The organism is Paraburkholderia phytofirmans PsJN, assembly GCF_000020125.1.
GTDB classification, from domain to species: Bacteria; Pseudomonadota; Gammaproteobacteria; order Burkholderiales; family Burkholderiaceae; genus Paraburkholderia; species Paraburkholderia phytofirmans.
On the sequence record NC_010676.1, the window covers coordinates 1821504 to 1836586 of the forward strand.

Here is a 15083-nt window from a genome sequence, read left to right on the forward strand (position 1 = left end):
GACCACCGCGACTCCCACATCGCAACCTACAACGACCTGACACGCTGCAAGGAGTCTCCGTTGAGTACAAGCTCAAACGACGCGCCGCGAGGCATCCGCGTCAACGCCGTCAGTCCGGGTCCCATCGCGACGCCGTTCCACACGAAGCTGGGACTGGATCTCAGCTTTCGCGGCCGGATAGCTCCGCAACTGGTTGGTGACGATTTTCTTCGGCACTGCAGTGCAGCCCGCTAACACCCGTTGGAAGAAGCGTTTGGCCGCAGTCTTGTCGCGGCGATTCTGAAGCAGGATGTCGAGGTCAATGCCGTGCTCATCGACTGCACGCCATAGCAGCCAGGGCTCACCGCGCAGCGTCACGAACATCCCGTCAAGGTGTCACGTCGAGCCCGGCTTGCGGCGAGCCCCCTTGACCCGATGCGCGAAGCGGGCGCCGATCCGGCATCGGACAACGGGCGTTTATGGGTGGAATTGTTCACGCGAATCGCAGCCGACGCCGAGTACCGAGAGAAGTTCAGCAAGTTCTCGCAATCGCGGGGGATGTTCGGCGGCCAGTTTTCACCCGACGAGAAAGAGAATCCGGCATCGCGAATGGCGAGTCGACAAGACCCTTGCCAAACATCACCGGCGCGCTTGAACTCGCGTCTCATGCCGGAGCCACGAATTCAAGCGCGCCAACAAAACGGTATTCAAGAAAGTGAAACGATGTCTCTGAATCGCACACAGGCTTGCGACATAAGTTGATCGTGCGGAAGACGCGGCCCGTATCGTTCGCCGTGTGTTCGCCCGAAGTCATGTGCAGCGTTTCGCCAATGTCGGTGCCACCGACGAAGAACGACTCGCCTCCGGTTAGCACGATCACACGCGCATCTGGGTCAGCCTCCGCTGCGACAAACGCCTCATCAAGTTGTCGTTTTACTTCAAGACAGAGCGCGTTGCGACGCTCGGGGCAATCGATGCGAATGACGGCGACCGAGGGCTCGGGACGCTCGCAAATTACGACTTCTGCGATACCCGAATCCGAGGTGTTCGTAAGTGCCTCATTGCCAGTAGGTTATCGGCCCTTGAAGACCGGCGGGCGCTTCTCTACTGATGCCCGCGTCGCTTCACGCGCATCCTCGGTGTACATGAGTTTCGTGCTGTACCCCTGCTCGTGCTCGTACGCGGCCTCGAGCGGCATTGATTCGATGTCGTTCAGCGCCTGCTTTGCGTAACGTAATCCATGCGGGCTTTTGGCGGCGATCTTCGCTGCGAGTTTCAGCGCCGTGGGCATCAAGTTTTCGGGCTCGACGACTTCATCGATCAGTCCCAGCCGGAACGCTTCCTGCGCTCCGATCGGTTCGCCCGTGAAATACATTCGACGCAGCGCGCCCTGCGGAATAAGGCGGCCGTGATGAGCCGCACCACCGCAGCGGCCGACATTGATCTCAGGCGTGCCAAAACGTGCATTGTTCGCAGCGATGCGAATGTCGCACACCGTGGCCAGTACGGAACCGGCACGCTTACTGGCTGACACAGGTTAGTTCACGCAGATGCCCGAGCTTTCCGATTTTGGAAACGGTGCCTACACCAAACGGCTCAACACGTGCCTTGGTTTGGATCAAAATGATGTCGTGGCGCACCGGCCTTTCCCATTCCAGATAGCCCGGCGCGCCACTTAACTCAACGACATGACGGTGATGGAGACAATGCGGGCCCTGAACATTCTTCTCTCAGATGTGGCCGCGCGCCACTTCGACAGCGAGATCGCGCGCACGCTCGGCGCGACGCCTTTCCGCCTGCTGTCGCCCGGCGATGCGTCAGGCGCCGAGGCGCAAATCGCGTTCGTGAGCCGCGACGTGACGGGCCGCTCGACCAAGCACGACCTGATGCCGGAAACCCGCCACTTCTACGACACACTGCGCGTCGCGCCGAATCTCCGCTGGGTGCATGCGCATTCCGCGGGCGTCGATCGTCCGATCTTCGTCGAACTGCGGCAACGCGGCGTGCAGGTGACGTCGTCCTCCGGCGCGAACGCGCGCACGGTTGCGCATGCTGCGCTTGCCGGTCTGCTGGCGCTTGCGCGCCGCCTGCCGTTGCTGCATGAAGCGCAGCGCGAACGCGCATGGCGTCCCTTGCTGCTCGATGCCGCTCCGCGCGACCTGGCCGGTCAGACCGCCGTGATCGTAGGCTACGGCGCCATCGGTCAACGGCTCGCCCGCCTGCTCGATGCGCTGGAAATGAGCGTGATCGTCGTACGCCGCGAGGCACAGGGCGAAGGCTTCATTGATTACTCGATGCTAGACGACGTGTTGCCGCGCGCCGACTGGCTTGTGCTTGCCTGCCCGCTCACGCCGCAGACGACGAAGCTCGTCGATGCAAGCCGTCTGGCACGTCTGCCGAAGCAGGCGCATCTTGTGAATGTCGCGCGCGGGGAAGTCGTGGTCGAAGCGGATCTGATCACCGCGCTGCGTAGCGGTGCGCTGGCGGGCGCTTATCTCGACGTGTTCGAGCAGGAACCACTGAGCGCGGCATCGCCCCTATGGGATATGCCGAACGTCATTCTCACGCCGCATATGGCGGGACAGTCGGACAGTCAGTACGCAGCGGTCGGCCGCATCTGGCTCGACAACCTCGCGCGCTGGCAGCGAGGCGAACCGCTGCTCAACCTTGCGCGCTGAAGCGGCGACCGCACGCCGCTCCCCAATACAAGGCGGCCCGCGAGCCCGGCTGACCACAGGGACTAGAGATGAGCTTCAGCTTCGCTACACCCGTGTCGCCGGGCACAGCGAACTCCTTGGCAGACGAGACGCGGAAACGCGCGATCTATCTGCCGAAAGGCTTCGCAGCGGCGGGCATCGCGCACCTCAACGTGATCGGCTCGCTCAGCGGCGCATTGAGCACTGCCGCGCTGGCTGGATGAGCCGCAGCGTGGAGGGCTTGGGCATGGGACTCGCGCTGCTGGGCACGGTGATCGCATGCGGCGCGGTCGTGTTGCTGGTGACATTCCCGGCGCGCCTGCTGCGCCAGGGTGCGTCGCTGTCGGCGCGCAATCGAGACTGAGGCATATTCAATTCAGAATAAAAGGAGACACCATGCACGAAACGACACCCGCCGAACTCGACGCTGCCACGCGTCCATTACGTCGCCGCAGCGCGCTGCGCTCGATTGCGGGCGGCTCCATCGGCAATCTGATCGAGTGGTACGACTTTCACGTTTATACGACTTTTTCCATTTTCTTCGCGGCTTCGTTCTTTCCGCGTGAGAACCGCACCATTCAGTTACTTTCGACGGCGGCGATCTTCGCCATCGGCTTTCTGCTGCGGCCGGTCGGAAGCTGGCTAATCGGCCTCTATGCCGATCGGCGCGGACGCCGCTCCGCCCTCACGCTGTCCGTCATCCTCATGTGCGCGGGCTCACTCGCCATCGGCCTGTGTCCCACCTACCCGCAGATCGGCATGGCCGCGCCGCTCGTGTTGTTGCTCGCGCGGCTCGTACAGGGCTTTTCGCTCGGCGGCGAGTACGGCGCGAGTTCGGTGTATCTCAGCGAAATCGCACGGCCCGGTCATCGCGGCTTCTACAGCAGCTTCCACTACGTCACGCTGATTCTCGGCCAGTTGCTCGCCACGCTCGTGCAGGTCGTGTTGCAGGCGCTGATTCCGCGTGCGGAACTGATCGACTGGGGCTGGCGCGTGCCGTTCATCACCGGCGCGGCACTCGCGCTAGTGGCGTGGTGGGTGCGTCGCAATATCGATGAAACCCCGGACTTCCGCGCGCTCGATGAGAAGGACAAGCGCGGCGTGTCGCTGTCGGCGTTGCGCGAGCACTGGCGGCCCGTTCTGCTCGTGTTCGGGCTGACCACGGGCGGCACGCTCGCGTTCTTCACCTACACGGTCTATATGCACAACTACCTCGTGAATACAGTCGGGTTGAGCGCACAGACGAGCGCGTGGCTTTCGCTGTCTACGCTAACGCTGTTCATGGTTGTGCAGCCGTTCTTCGGCGCGCTGTCGGATCGTATCGGGCGACGCCCGCTGTTGTTGTGGTTCGGTATTGGCGGCACGTTCGGCACCTGGCCGCTGCTGACGGCGCTCGCGCACACACATAGCGCAACAACTGCATTCCTGCTGCTCGCGCTTGCACTGATGATCGTCTCCGGCTACACGTCCGTGTGCTCCGTTATGAAGGCCCAACTGTTTCCCGCTCGGCTGCGAGCGCTGGGCGTGGGCGTACCGTATGCCATCGCGACGGCTGTATTCGGCGGCACGGCCAGTTATGCCGGGCTCTGGTTCAAGAGCATCGGCCATGAAAGCGGTTTCTATCTGTATGCGTCGGCATGCATCGGCTGCACGCTGATCGCCACTTTGAGCCTGCGCAGCAGCGACATGAAAATGGAGTCGTAAGCGGCGCGCGCCCTGCTCTTTCCGATCACCTTTTGATGAGGAATTTCGAATGACCAAGCTTCCCGAATTCTCCATTCCATCGATGTTCGAGCAATGCTCGGAAGCCGAATGGAAAATGCGCGTCGACCTCGCTGCATGCTACCGGCTGATAGCGCTATACGGCATGTCCGACATGGCCGCCAACCATATCTCGGCGTGCGTGCCGGGCGAAGAAGGCTCGTATCTGATCAATGCTTACGGCATGCTGTACGAGGAAGTCACAGCATCGAGCCTGATCAAGATCGATATCGACGGAAACATTCTCAGCAAGCCGGCGTTCGTTGGCGCGGACTACGGCATCAACCGCGCGGGATACGTGATTCACGGCGCGATTCACGAGGCGAAGCCCGAACTCGAATGTGTGATCCATACGCATAGCTGGCCGGGCATGGCCGTGTCGGCGCTTAAGTGCGGGCTGCTGCCGCTCACGCAGACTTCCATGCGCTTCTACAAGATCGGCTATCACGATTACTGCGGCGTGGTGCTGGATGTCTCCGAGCGTGAGTCGCTGTTGCGCGATCTTGGCGAGAACAATGCGCTCATTCTGCGCAATCACGGCCTGCTTACCGTCGGCAAGACCATTCCCGAAGCGTTCAACGCCATGCATCGGCTGGAGTTATCTTGCAGGACGCAACTCGCAGCCATGGCGTGCAATACCGAACTGAATCCGGTTCCGCGCGACGTGCTCGAAGAAACATACATGAACTATCAACCACAGACGCGCCGCCCGTACGGCTTGATGGAATGGCCTGCGTTGCTGCGCAAGCTGGATCGCATCGATCCATCTTATCGCGACTGAAAGCGCGAAAGCCCGGCGCGAAGCCGGGCTTCCTGAAAACGCGACGATGCAATCGCTATCAGGCGGACGACGCCGCCGACGCGCTGCTGCTCGCGCGGCGGCGGTATAGCCCGAGCGTCGCGCACAAGCCGCAGAGCGCAGCGAAGCTCAGCCAGTAACCGGGCGCGGCCTTGTCATGCGTTACCTGAATAAGATACGTGGACACTGCCGGCGTAAATCCGCCGAAGACTGCCGTCGCCAGACTGAATGCCAGCGAGAAACCCGCGACCCGCACTTCGGCCGGCATCACTTCGGTCAGCGCGGCGACCATTGCGCCGTTGTACATGCCGAAGAAGAACGAGAACCATAGCAGCACGATCAACATGCGTGCGAAGCTCGGTGCATCGGCGAGCCACGACAGCGCCGGATACGCGGTGAAGATCGCCAGCACCGAAACGGCGAGCAACAGCGGCTTGCGGCCAATGCGGTCGGACACCGCGCCGCCAATGGGCAGCCAGACGAAGTTCGATACGGCCACGAGCAGCGTCACCATGAGGCTATCCGCCGTGGACAGCTTCAGCACTGACCTGCCGAAGGTCGGCGTATAGACGGTAATGAGATAGAACGTCGTAGTGGTCATCGCCGTCAGCAACATGCCACCGATGACGATGCGCCAGTTGGCAAGCAGCATCGAAAAGATTTCACGCGCCTGCGGATGATGCTGCCGCGCCTCGAACGCGGCCGTTTCTTGCAGCGAACGGCGCAGCATGAACAGGAACGGCACGATCGCGCAGCCAATGAGGAACGGCACGCGCCAGCCCCACGCCCCGATCTGCTGCGCGGAAAGCCACTCGTTCAGGCCATAGCCAATGGCCGCTGCCATGACGATGGCAACCTGCTGGCTCGCCGACTGCCAGCTCGTGTAAAAGCCCCTGTTGCCGGGCGTCGCCATCTCCGCGAGATAGACCGACACGCCGCCCAGTTCCGCGCCCGCCGAGAAGCCCTGCAGCAGCCGGCCGAGCAATACGAGCGCAGGCGCAAGCAGGCCGATGCTCGCATAGCCCGGCACGCACGCGATCAGAACGGTGCCGCTCGCCATGATCGACAGCGTGACGATCAGCCCCATGCGCCGCCCCACTTTGTCGATATACGCGCCGAGAAAGATCGCGCCGAGAGGACGCATGAGAAAGCCCGCGCCGAACACGGCGAAGGTGAGCATCAACGAGGCGAATTCGCTGGTCGAAGGAAAGAAGATTTTCGAAATAAAGGTTGCGTAAAAGCCGAACAGAAAGAAATCGAACTGTTCGAGGAAGTTGCCGCTGGTCACGCGCAGCACGGCGGCCGCGCGCGTCGAGCGCGAAACGCTTGACGTCGCGGCGATCGGTTCTGTGGGGTTCATTGCGTCTCCTGCTTCTTGTCTATGTATCTATGCGGAAGGACGCCCGCGGCGCCCTGTCGATGCTAGTCCGAACCGACGCTCAGTGTGTTGTGCTGCCGTCTCTCTATAGACGATTTGAGCAGCGCCGCCGAACGGAATACGCCGTGTGCGAACTTGCCGTAGGGCAGTGTTGCGAACAATGCCATCACAATGCCCAGATGCACCGCGAGCAGCGACGGCATGGCCGACGTCGTGCGGAATGCGAGCAGCGCAAGACCGGACGCGCTCGTCAGCAAAAGCAGTGCAATGAAACCGCGGTCCATCGGACGCTGACGGGCATCGCCCCGTTCAGGCACGCGGTTCAGGTTCAGCCACAACAGTCCCGCTGGACCCACGATCAATCCGATGCCCCCCGCCGTGCCCAACAGCACCGGCACGCTGAACAACGGATACGGCGCTTCCAGCTTGAACGCATAGTGATAGACCGTCGCGACGGCAGTGGCGGCGAAGCACAGCACGAAGCCATAAAACGTCAAGTGATGAAACCGGCGTCGAGCGAGCGTGAAGGCGTCGTTATTTTCGTTGCAGCCATCGCCGTGGCCGCCATCGAGATACTTCAGCGTCAGCGCATTTTTCACCGCTTCTGCGACCGCAGGCGCGCTCGCGCTCGTCGTTCCCGCCGCCACGTCGCGCCAGAAACGCGTGACGCCCACACCGAGCGCAAGAATGGCGAACAGGAACACGATGCCGAACATCGCGGCCAGCAGGTTGTGCGGGAAGATGGCGTAGAAGTTCGCCGGCGCGACATCGCCCGACAAGCGGCCGTGCAACGCCGTGCCCAACAGCAGGAACAGCGCGAGCCCCGCCGACAATGCCACCGACAACGTTAGCCCGTTGCGCTTGTACAGCGCGCCGAACGACGCCGGAAACGCGTATTCGGTGTACGTTTCCAGGCGCACTTCAGCCATGGCCTTCGGCACGTTCACGCCGAACTCGTGCGGCGGCGCATACTGGCACGCGTGATAACACGCGCCGCAGTTGTGGCAGAGATTTGCCAGATAGTTGACGTCCGCCTTGCCGAATTCGAGGCGCCGCGTCATGGCCGGAAAGACGGCGCAGAAGCCTTCGCAATAGCGGCACGCGTTGCAGATCTGCATCTGCCGCGCGACTTCGGTTTCGCTCCTGCTCATCGGCACGATGGAAATCACGCGCGCCGTCCTGCCGTGGGGGGTGTGGTTCGCCTCGCCCGGCGACGCAGTACGCGTGCGGTCGGGCGCGAGCACGTCAGACTGCTGCACTGGCTGCCTCCGTTGTGTTGAGTGCGACGCGCGCCGCCTGGGTCCCGGCAATGCGCCCGAAGGCCGTGCCGATCGACATGCCGACACCCGCCGTATAGCCCTTGCCGAGCACGTTGCCCGCCATCATCTCGCCGGCCACAAACAGGTTGTCGCTGGCTTCGCCGCCGAAGTGAACCTGCGCGCGATCATTGGTCTTCAGGCCGAGATACGTGAACGTGATGCCAGGCCGCAACGCGTAGCCATAGAACGGCGGCGTATCGATACGGCGCGCCCAGTGCGTCTTCGGCGGCGTCAGGTCTTCGGTATGGCAGTCGTCGAGCGCGGTATGGTCGAAGGTGCCGACGCGGCAGGCATCGTTATAACGCGTGAGCGTTTCCATGAAACGCGCTTCCGGCAGCCCGAGCTTGCCCGCAAGTTCCGGCAGCGTGTCGGCCTTCTCGCCCGGAAACACCGGCGGCATGAACCGGCCGATGGCTTTCGAGTCGATGATCGAATACCCGGTCTGCCCCGGCTGATGCGCGACGAGCCGCCCCCAGATGGCATAGCGCTTGGGCCAGAAGTCCTCGCCTTCATCGTAGAAACGCTCGGCATCGCGATTCACCACGACGCCCAGCGATACACAGTCGATGCGCGTGCAGATGCCGCCGTCATACAACGGTGCGCGCGCATCGATGGCGACGCAGTGCGACTGCGACGGATCGCCGATCATGTCCGCGCCGGCATCGCTCATATGCTTGATGAGCACGCCCTTGTTGAAGCGCGTGCCGCGAATCAGGAAGTTGTCGGCGGGCCATTCGCCGCGCTCGTTTTGCCCCCACGCTTCGCGCAGCCATTCGCGATTCGACTCGAACCCGCCCGCCGCCAGCACGCAGGCGCGCGCCTCGAAGCGCTGCTTGCCGCTGCGCGCCGCGATGAAGCGACCGCCGTCGAGCTCGAGCGAATCCACGGGCGTGTCGTAGCGGATTTCCACGCCGAGCGCTTCCGCGCTGCGGTAATACGCGTTGACCAGCGCCTTGCCGCCGCCCATGAAAAATGCATTGGTGCGCGCCACGTGCAGCGCGCCGGACAGCGGCGGCTGGAAGCGCACGCCGTGCTTCTGCATCCACGGACGGCACGATGACGACGCGCGAATGGTCAACCGCGCAAGATGCTCGTTCGTGATGCCGCCCGTCACCTTGAGCAAATCCTGCCAGAACTCCTCTTCCGGGTAGGCATCGACGAGCACGTCTTGCGGTGCGTCATGCATGCAGCGCAAATTGCGCGTGTGTTGCGAGTTGCCGCCGCGCCATTCGCGGGGCGCCGATTCGAGCAGCAGGACCGACGCGCCGGTTTCACGCGCCATCAATGCGGCGCATAACGCGGCATTGCCTCCTCCAATTACGAGCACATCGACCATCAGACTTGTCTCCTTTCCGACGCATCGTAAGGGTCTCGTGCCCGCTTCGCTACCAGCGCGCCGTCAAGAGGTCTTCAGTTTTTGTGAAGACCCCGGCTCGCGCAGCCGCGCGCCGGGCCAGCGGCCTTCTTGCACGAGTTGACGGACGACATCGGCGAGCACGACGCGGGCGGCGAGGCCTGCGGGTGAGAGTTCGTCGTCGGAGATGCTGGCGATCAGGTTGGGCCGCGTGGCGTACTTCTCCGCCACGGGCACGCTCGTCAGGACCAGGTTCTCAGGCCGGGCGAGCGCCGCGCCCGGCTGAATGGTCGCGCCCAAGCCGCTGCGCACGAAGTCCATCAGCAGCGCGAGGCCATCCACTTCGGCGACGATATTCGGCTCGTGTTCGGCACGTTTGAACGCCGATGCCAGCAGCGAGCGCAACCCATGCGCGCCACTGGGCAGAATGAGCGGCAGCCGGCCGAGATTCTTCAGCCGCACGGATGCGCCCACGGGCATGCCGTCGAGCTCACCCGCGCCGATCAGGAACAGGCGTTCGTCGAGTAGCGGCATGAGGCTCAAGCTCTGCGCGGGCTCCTCGCGGAACAGCACGGCGAGATCGATCTGCCGCGCGCTCAGCATGGAGGCGAGATAGCCGGAGAGGCTTTCGACCATGTGCAGCCGCACTTCGGGATAACGCGTGCGCATGGCCTTCATGAACGCGACGCCCAGCACGCTCGCCGTGCTCGGCGCCATACCGACGCTCACGTGACCGGACAGACGAGCGGAGCGCGCGGCGAGCGCGGCATCGTCGATGTGACGGAGGGCGAGTTGCGCCTGACGCCAGAACGCGAGGCCCGCGTCGGTCGGCACGACGCCAGCGGACGTGCGTTGCAGCAGACGCGTGGACAGTTCGCCTTCGAGCCGGCTGATCTGCTGACTCAGTGCCGATGTGACCACGCCGAGTTCCAGCGCTGCCTTGCCCATGCTTCCATGCTTCACGACGCTAAGAAAATAGCGTAATTGTCTGAGTTCCATTTTGCCGTTGGACAGAGAGTAGAAATGTATCGGGAACTCTGCGGCAAGTGAGAGACCTGCCCTTGTGCGCGAAGTTGTAGTCGGATGTTCGGGATCCAGACTCCCCCGTTGCGACCGCCACACGCTAGTCCGAAGGGGCGACTATGGCAAGCGAACGATCCAAACATGGCATCGCTCGAACACGAATCATCCACATTAGCCGGCGTCCGCCACTTCAACCTACTCCCAAGGGAGTTGTAAGCGACTCACTTGGGCGTTGTCTCAAGAACCATGTCCCGGATTGTTATAGTGCTGGTTCAGCAGCTAAACCATTCAATGGCGATAAAAAAGCGCTACTACTCCGATAACCGACTTCCGATCAACAGTCTCGCGCCCGAATATGATGAATCTTGATCTACAGAGCCTTCGTATCTTTGTTTCGGCTATTGAGTCAAAGAGCTTGACCAAGGCGGCAGAAGAGAATGCCCTTGTAACTTCAGGAGCCAGCAAGCGAATCGCTGACCTCGAGAGCCGGCTCGGAGTCGATCTTTTGATCCGTCATGCGCGTGGCGTTCAGGGTACGCCTGCGGGTCTGTCGTTATATCATCATGCAAAAGCAATCTTGCGCCGTGTAGAAATAGCACAAGACGTTGTCGCTGAATTTGGAAAGGCGGGAAATCCCAAAGTCAGGCTAGCCGCAAATCCATCATCAATCATTGCGTATATACCTCCAATAACGCGGAGATATCTTTCGGAGTCTCCTACCGCTCGCATTGATCTGCAAGAGCGCTACAGCTACGACATTCCGCGGTTGGTCGCGGAAAATGAAGCAGACGTCGGCATTTATCACGCATTGTCGCCGGCGCCAGGAGTAACATCTTATCCGTTCAAGCGGGACCGTATTGTCCTTGTCACACGCCGAGATCACCCACTCGCGCGTTTTGATGAGCTTTTCCTGGAACATGCCAATTCGTACCCCTTCGTGGGATACTTTCCACGGCACACCTATGACGCATTCTCATCGTTTGCTGGACGAAGCTTGTCACGTCCGCTCGATGTCAAAATTGAAGTTGGGAATTACGAAGCCAGATGCCGTCTCATTCAAGAAGGGATAGGAATTGGCGTGATTCCGGAACCAAACGCCTCTCCCTATCTAAATCTTTATAATCTAAAAGCGCTCAAACTGCTGGACGAGTGGGCAGAGCGACAACTTTACGTTTGCATTTCGAATGATAGAGATTTATCGGACTATCCCGAGACGAAACGTTTCCTCGATTGCTTATTAGCTAAATCTGATTGAAGTCTGAAACGCCGTTTTGCAACTCGTCCTGAACCGCCCCAGGAATGAAATGCCCCCCGAGAGTTGGACACGACCTTGGGGGTGCCGTGAGGACAGCAGCACGAGACGGAAAACTGCTGAACTTCCACCATTGAGTCGCCCGCTTGCACTCAAGAAATATTCCCCTTGAACGGCACCGCTGCTCCTGAGGCTATCAAGTTCGTTTTTTGATACCAAATAGCGCGAAAAATTGTGCGCTGCACACGAAATTTCCGCCTTCCGGCAGACTTTGCTGTCTCTGAACGACGCTCTCTGCGTTCCCGCAGACGTTGTTGTGCCCCGATACATCGCAAAAAAGGAATTTGACAAACTATCTTTAGATATATATCTTACGACACATCTTAAGATACAAACGGAGTACCCAGATGCGTCATCACCACCGTTTTTCCCGTCCGCACACGGCGGACGACAGTTTCCCCCTCGGCTACGAACGCGGCACGCTCCATGCCTTCTGGCATGCCTTCGCCCACCACCACGACTGCCGCGGGGAACGCGGCCGTGATGAGCACGACGAATTCCGTGCCGCCCCCCGCGGCGGCCCAGCCCGTCACGGTTACGACCGCTTCACGCTGCACGCGTTGTGGCACGCCATCGGCCGGCATCACGAGCATCGCGGCGGCGGCCGTGGCGGGCGCTTCGGCGGCGGCCCGGGCGGCTTCGGCGGCGACGGCGACGGTTTTCCGCGCGGCCGCAAATTCAGCTCCGACGACCTGCAACTGCTGCTCCTCTCGATGATCGGCTCGCAGCCCAGCCACGGCTACGAGCTGATCAAGGCGCTCGAAACGCGCTCGAACGGTTTCTACAGCCCGAGCCCAGGCATGGTCTACCCGGCGCTCACGTATCTGGAAGAACTCGGCTACGTGACTGTGCAACTCGAAGGCAACCGCAAGCGCTACGAGCTGTCGGAAACCGGTCGCGAATATCTGGCCGCCAACCGCGACCGCGCCGAATTGATGCTGGCCAAGCTGAGCCATATCGCCCGCAAGATGGATTCGGTGCGCCGCGCGTTTGCCGGCGAAGAGCCGGCCGACATCAGCGAAGGCGGCTGGCTGCCCGAGCTGAGCGAAGCGCGCCGCGCGCTGAAGCATGCGTTGCTGCGCCGTGACAACGCGCCGGCGGCGCAACAGCGCCGCATCGCTGAAATTCTGCTGCGCGCGGCTAAAGAAATCGAAAGCGAAATCGAGCCGGACAGCAGCAAGAACGGCGACAACGCCGGCCCGGACGCCTGAGCTCGCACCGCCCACCGCCCGTTGTCGGCGCGCTCATGCGCGCCGACAACCCGCTTGCGCGCGTGAACGCTCGCTCATCGAACGAACAGGAGAAGCACCCTCATGCTGACTAAAGACCATCAAGTCGCGAACCAACCCAATAGCCAAACCGACCTCGCCGTCCACCGCGTACGCCATCCGCTGAAATTCCGTCTGCTGCAAGTCAAGCAGGTGCGCGCGCTGACCCCGCATCTGATCCGCGTCACGTTCACGGGCGAAGATCTGCACGACTTTGTTTCCGCGTCGTTCGACGACCACCTCAAGGTGTTCTTCCCCGAACCCGGCGCGGACAAACCGGTGCTGCCGGAAGCGGGCCCCGACGGTCCGGTGTTCCCCGCCGGCCAGCCGCGTCCGGTCGCGCGCGATTTCACGCCGCGCCGCTTCGATCGCGAGGCGCGCGAACTCGACATCGAGTTTGCGATGCACGAAGCGGGCCCCGCGGCGACGTGGGCGGCGCAAGCCAAAGTGGGTCAGTATCTCGGCATCGGCGGCCCGCGCGGTTCGCTCGTGATACCTAAGGGTTTCGACTGGCATCTGCTGATCGGCGACGATACCGCTTTGCCCGCCATCGCCCGGCGCCTCGAAGAGTTGCCGGCCGGCACGCGCGTCGCGGCAGTGATCGAAGTGGCCGATCCGTCGGCGCGAATCGAATTCACGACGCAAGCCGAGTTGCACCTCATATGGCGCTATCGCAGCGAAGCGGGCGTGCGCGGCGAAGCCTTGCTACAGGCGGTGCGCGACACCTACCTGCCGGAAGACGGCGAAGGCTACGTATGGGCAGCCGGCGAATCTGCGACCATGCGCGCGGTGCGCTATCACCTGTGCACGGAACGCGGCGTCGCTAAATCGCGTATTCGCGCGGCCAGCTACTGGAAACAGGGCGCCGAGGCGGTGCACGAAACGCTCGACGATTGAAACGGCTGTTAATGGGCGGGCGCTGTCAGATGCGGTTTGCACATCTCGCGGTTCGTGGCCAAGCTGCGGTCGGTAGCACGCGACCCGGTGCGGCCGGTCGGACCATCACCGCGAGTGTCGGCTCTGCGATCAATGCGAGACTTTCGCTCACCAGGAATCGGGCCGCCGCCTCTCGGCCCTCATGAAACTCTCGCACAGCCGGACTTGGCGGACAGTGACGCCGCTTCAACAAGGCCCTCTCCCGACGATGCGTTGTCGACCCGCAAACGCTTACTTTCGCATCGGCACATCATCCCCTGCTGCTAGACACCCCACCTTAGCGCCGGCGTGTGCACCGAGCTGTCCCAATGCCTCGTCATCTCTTCGTCGAGGATGCAGAGTGTGATCGAAGCACCTGCCATCTCGAGTGAAGTGGTCAGCGCACCCACCTGCACACGCACGATTTTCAGATCCCGCTTTTGAAGCCAGGCGCGCGTTGAATTGAAGAGAAGATAAAGCTCACCAAGCGGCGTGCCGCCGAGGCCGTTCACAAGCACCAGCAAGCTAGCCCCAGCAGGAGGTTTGAGATCGTCGACGATAGCCGTTAGCAACTCCCCCGCAATCGTATCGGCCGACGCGAACTTCGCGCGCCGCCTGCCCGGCTCGCCATGAATGCCCACGCCGACTTCGATCTCATCGTCGCCGATCTTGAACGTCAGCGTGCCAGCTGCCGGCACCGTGCAACTGGAGAATGCGACCCCCATCGAAGCCGTGTGCTTGTTGATCCGGTCGCCAAACATCTTGCATTCATCGAGGGTCGCCCCGCTTTCAGCCAGAGCGCCCACCAGCTTCTCGACGATCACCGCGCCCGCAACCCCGCGCCGTCCAGTCGTATAGCTGGAATTCTCTACCGCGACGTCATCGTTGATGAGGACCATGGCATTCGGCACCTCGGACATCTCCGACGCCATTTCGAAGTTCATCAGATCGCCCGAGTAGTTCTTCACGATGAAGAGCACGCCCGCACCGGTATCGACGGCCTTGGCGGCGGCCATCATCTGGTCGGGCGTCGGTGACGTGAAGATCTGGCCCGGGCAGGCGGCGTCGAGCATGCCATGGCCGACAAACCCTGAATGGAGCGGTTCGTGCCCCGAGCCGCCGCCCGATATCAACGCGACCTTGCCAGGCTTCAGATTCTTACGCCGCACGAACACCGGTTCGCTATTAAGTACAACCAGGTCGGCATGCGCTGCGGCGAATCCCGCGAGACTCTCGGCGAGAAAGTCGTCCACATGATTGATAAATTTTTTCACGGTCT

At 61.9% G+C, this 15083-nt stretch carries 15 protein-coding genes and 3 pseudogenes; 10 read left to right on the plus strand and 8 right to left on the minus strand.

What is annotated here, in order from left to right:
- Window positions 1-81: 81 nt before the first annotated feature.
- Window positions 82-156, plus strand: a pseudogene (locus BPHYT_RS39235) (short-chain dehydrogenase); the annotation flags it as partial.
- Here BPHYT_RS39235 and BPHYT_RS27885 read toward each other — a convergent pair.
- Window positions 136-438, minus strand: a pseudogene (locus tag BPHYT_RS27885) (DDE-type integrase/transposase/recombinase); the annotation flags it as partial. The pseudogenes BPHYT_RS39235 and BPHYT_RS27885 overlap by 21 nt on opposite strands.
- A gap of 130 nt (window positions 439-568) precedes the next feature.
- Between BPHYT_RS27885 and BPHYT_RS39240 the strand changes: the two are divergent.
- A pseudogene (locus BPHYT_RS39240) lies at window positions 569-698 on the plus strand (IS481 family transposase); the annotation flags it as partial.
- On the opposite strand, the gene BPHYT_RS37540 reads toward BPHYT_RS39240, so the two are convergent.
- Both BPHYT_RS37540 and BPHYT_RS27895 read right to left on the minus strand, forming a co-directional pair.
- A complete protein-coding gene (locus BPHYT_RS37540; RefSeq protein WP_083772105.1) occupies window positions 644-1009 on the minus strand; it encodes an enoyl-CoA hydratase-related protein in 366 nt (121 codons plus the stop codon). The pseudogene BPHYT_RS39240 and the gene BPHYT_RS37540 overlap by 55 nt on opposite strands.
- A 42-nt stretch (window positions 1010-1051) precedes the next feature.
- Window positions 1052-1513 (minus strand): enoyl-CoA hydratase-related protein, encoded by a 462-nt coding sequence (locus BPHYT_RS27895; protein ID WP_238535674.1) that lies wholly within the window; start codon window positions 1511-1513, stop codon window positions 1052-1054.
- 154 nt (window positions 1514-1667) lie between these two features.
- Between BPHYT_RS27895 and BPHYT_RS27900 the strand changes: the two genes are divergently transcribed.
- From BPHYT_RS27900 to BPHYT_RS27910, 5 genes are all read left to right on the plus strand, one after another.
- Window positions 1668-2657 (plus strand): D-2-hydroxyacid dehydrogenase, encoded by a 990-nt coding sequence (locus BPHYT_RS27900; RefSeq protein ID WP_012427474.1) that lies wholly within the window; start codon window positions 1668-1670, stop codon window positions 2655-2657.
- A 68-nt stretch (window positions 2658-2725) separates the two neighbouring features.
- On the plus strand, window positions 2726-2899 hold the full coding sequence (locus BPHYT_RS38815; RefSeq protein WP_012427475.1) for a hypothetical protein: 174 nt from the start codon (window positions 2726-2728) through the stop codon (window positions 2897-2899).
- The gene (locus BPHYT_RS38820) at window positions 2896-3039 is read left to right on the plus strand and encodes a hypothetical protein (protein WP_012427476.1); all 144 of its coding nucleotides are present in this window, start codon (window positions 2896-2898) and stop codon (window positions 3037-3039) included. Before BPHYT_RS38815 ends, BPHYT_RS38820 begins: the two co-directional genes overlap by 4 nt.
- Window positions 3040-3071: 32 nt before the next feature.
- The gene (locus BPHYT_RS27905; RefSeq protein ID WP_012427477.1) at window positions 3072-4379 is read left to right on the plus strand and encodes an MFS transporter; all 1308 of its coding nucleotides are present in this window, start codon (window positions 3072-3074) and stop codon (window positions 4377-4379) included.
- A gap of 49 nt (window positions 4380-4428) precedes the next feature.
- Window positions 4429-5217, plus strand: a complete 789-nt coding sequence (locus BPHYT_RS27910) for a class II aldolase/adducin family protein (protein ID WP_012427478.1) — start codon at window positions 4429-4431, stop codon at window positions 5215-5217.
- Between the two features lie 58 nt (window positions 5218-5275).
- Here BPHYT_RS27910 and tcuC read toward each other — a convergent pair whose 3' ends face one another.
- The 4 genes from tcuC to BPHYT_RS27930 all read right to left on the minus strand — a co-directional run bounded on the left by tcuC (window position 5276) and on the right by BPHYT_RS27930 (window position 10285).
- Window positions 5276-6595: an MFS transporter gene (tcuC, locus tag BPHYT_RS27915; RefSeq protein WP_012427479.1), complete on the minus strand. Its 1320-nt coding sequence runs from the start codon at window positions 6593-6595 to the stop codon at window positions 5276-5278.
- Window positions 6596-6657: 62 nt separating this feature from the next.
- A complete protein-coding gene (gene tcuB / locus BPHYT_RS27920) occupies window positions 6658-7872 on the minus strand; it encodes a tricarballylate utilization 4Fe-4S protein TcuB (protein WP_012427480.1) in 1215 nt (404 codons plus the stop codon).
- The gene (tcuA, locus tag BPHYT_RS27925; RefSeq protein ID WP_012427481.1) at window positions 7859-9268 is read right to left on the minus strand and encodes an FAD-dependent tricarballylate dehydrogenase TcuA; all 1410 of its coding nucleotides are present in this window, start codon (window positions 9266-9268) and stop codon (window positions 7859-7861) included. Before tcuA ends, tcuB begins: the two co-directional genes overlap by 14 nt.
- Before the next feature lie 63 nt (window positions 9269-9331).
- A complete protein-coding gene (locus tag BPHYT_RS27930; RefSeq protein ID WP_012427482.1) occupies window positions 9332-10285 on the minus strand; it encodes a LysR family transcriptional regulator in 954 nt (317 codons plus the stop codon).
- Window positions 10286-10664: 379 nt separating this feature from the next.
- Between BPHYT_RS27930 and BPHYT_RS37545 the strand changes: the two genes are divergently transcribed.
- The 3 genes from BPHYT_RS37545 (at window position 10665) to BPHYT_RS27940 (ending at window position 13786) form a co-directional block, all read left to right on the plus strand.
- A complete protein-coding gene (locus BPHYT_RS37545; RefSeq protein WP_012427483.1) occupies window positions 10665-11564 on the plus strand; it encodes a LysR family transcriptional regulator in 900 nt (299 codons plus the stop codon).
- A gap of 404 nt (window positions 11565-11968) precedes the next feature.
- Complete coding sequence (locus BPHYT_RS27935) at window positions 11969-12832, plus strand: PadR family transcriptional regulator (RefSeq protein ID WP_012427484.1); 864 nt, start codon at window positions 11969-11971, stop codon at window positions 12830-12832.
- 102 nt (window positions 12833-12934) lie between these two features.
- Complete coding sequence (locus BPHYT_RS27940; protein WP_012427485.1) at window positions 12935-13786, plus strand: siderophore-interacting protein; 852 nt, start codon at window positions 12935-12937, stop codon at window positions 13784-13786.
- Window positions 13787-14088: 302 nt separating this feature from the next.
- On the opposite strand, the gene dhaK is transcribed toward BPHYT_RS27940, so the two are convergent.
- A complete protein-coding gene (dhaK, locus tag BPHYT_RS27945; RefSeq protein ID WP_012427486.1) occupies window positions 14089-15078 on the minus strand; it encodes a dihydroxyacetone kinase subunit DhaK in 990 nt (329 codons plus the stop codon).
- Between the last annotated feature and the right edge of the window lie 5 nt (window positions 15079-15083).

Bases quoted from the DNA above. Each gene is read 5' to 3' on its own strand.
- BPHYT_RS27900 (WP_012427474.1), top strand. From the start codon at position 1,668: ATGACGGTGATGGAGACAATGCGGGCCCTGAACATTCTTCTCTCAGAT.
- BPHYT_RS38815 (WP_012427475.1), top strand. From the start codon at position 2,726: ATGAGCTTCAGCTTCGCTACACCCGTGTCGCCGGGCACAGCGAACTCC.
- BPHYT_RS38820 (WP_012427476.1), top strand. From the start codon at position 2,896: ATGAGCCGCAGCGTGGAGGGCTTGGGCATGGGACTCGCGCTGCTGGGC.
- BPHYT_RS27905 (WP_012427477.1), top strand. From the start codon at position 3,072: ATGCACGAAACGACACCCGCCGAACTCGACGCTGCCACGCGTCCATTA.
- BPHYT_RS27910 (WP_012427478.1), top strand. From the start codon at position 4,429: ATGACCAAGCTTCCCGAATTCTCCATTCCATCGATGTTCGAGCAATGC.
- tcuC (WP_012427479.1), bottom strand. From the start codon at position 6,595: ATGAACCCCACAGAACCGATCGCCGCGACGTCAAGCGTTTCGCGCTCG.
- tcuA (WP_012427481.1), bottom strand. From the start codon at position 9,268: ATGGTCGATGTGCTCGTAATTGGAGGAGGCAATGCCGCGTTATGCGCC.
- BPHYT_RS27930 (WP_012427482.1), bottom strand. From the start codon at position 10,285: ATGGAACTCAGACAATTACGCTATTTTCTTAGCGTCGTGAAGCATGGA.
- BPHYT_RS37545 (WP_012427483.1), top strand. From the start codon at position 10,665: ATGATGAATCTTGATCTACAGAGCCTTCGTATCTTTGTTTCGGCTATT.
- BPHYT_RS27935 (WP_012427484.1), top strand. From the start codon at position 11,969: ATGCGTCATCACCACCGTTTTTCCCGTCCGCACACGGCGGACGACAGT.
- BPHYT_RS27940 (WP_012427485.1), top strand. From the start codon at position 12,935: ATGCTGACTAAAGACCATCAAGTCGCGAACCAACCCAATAGCCAAACC.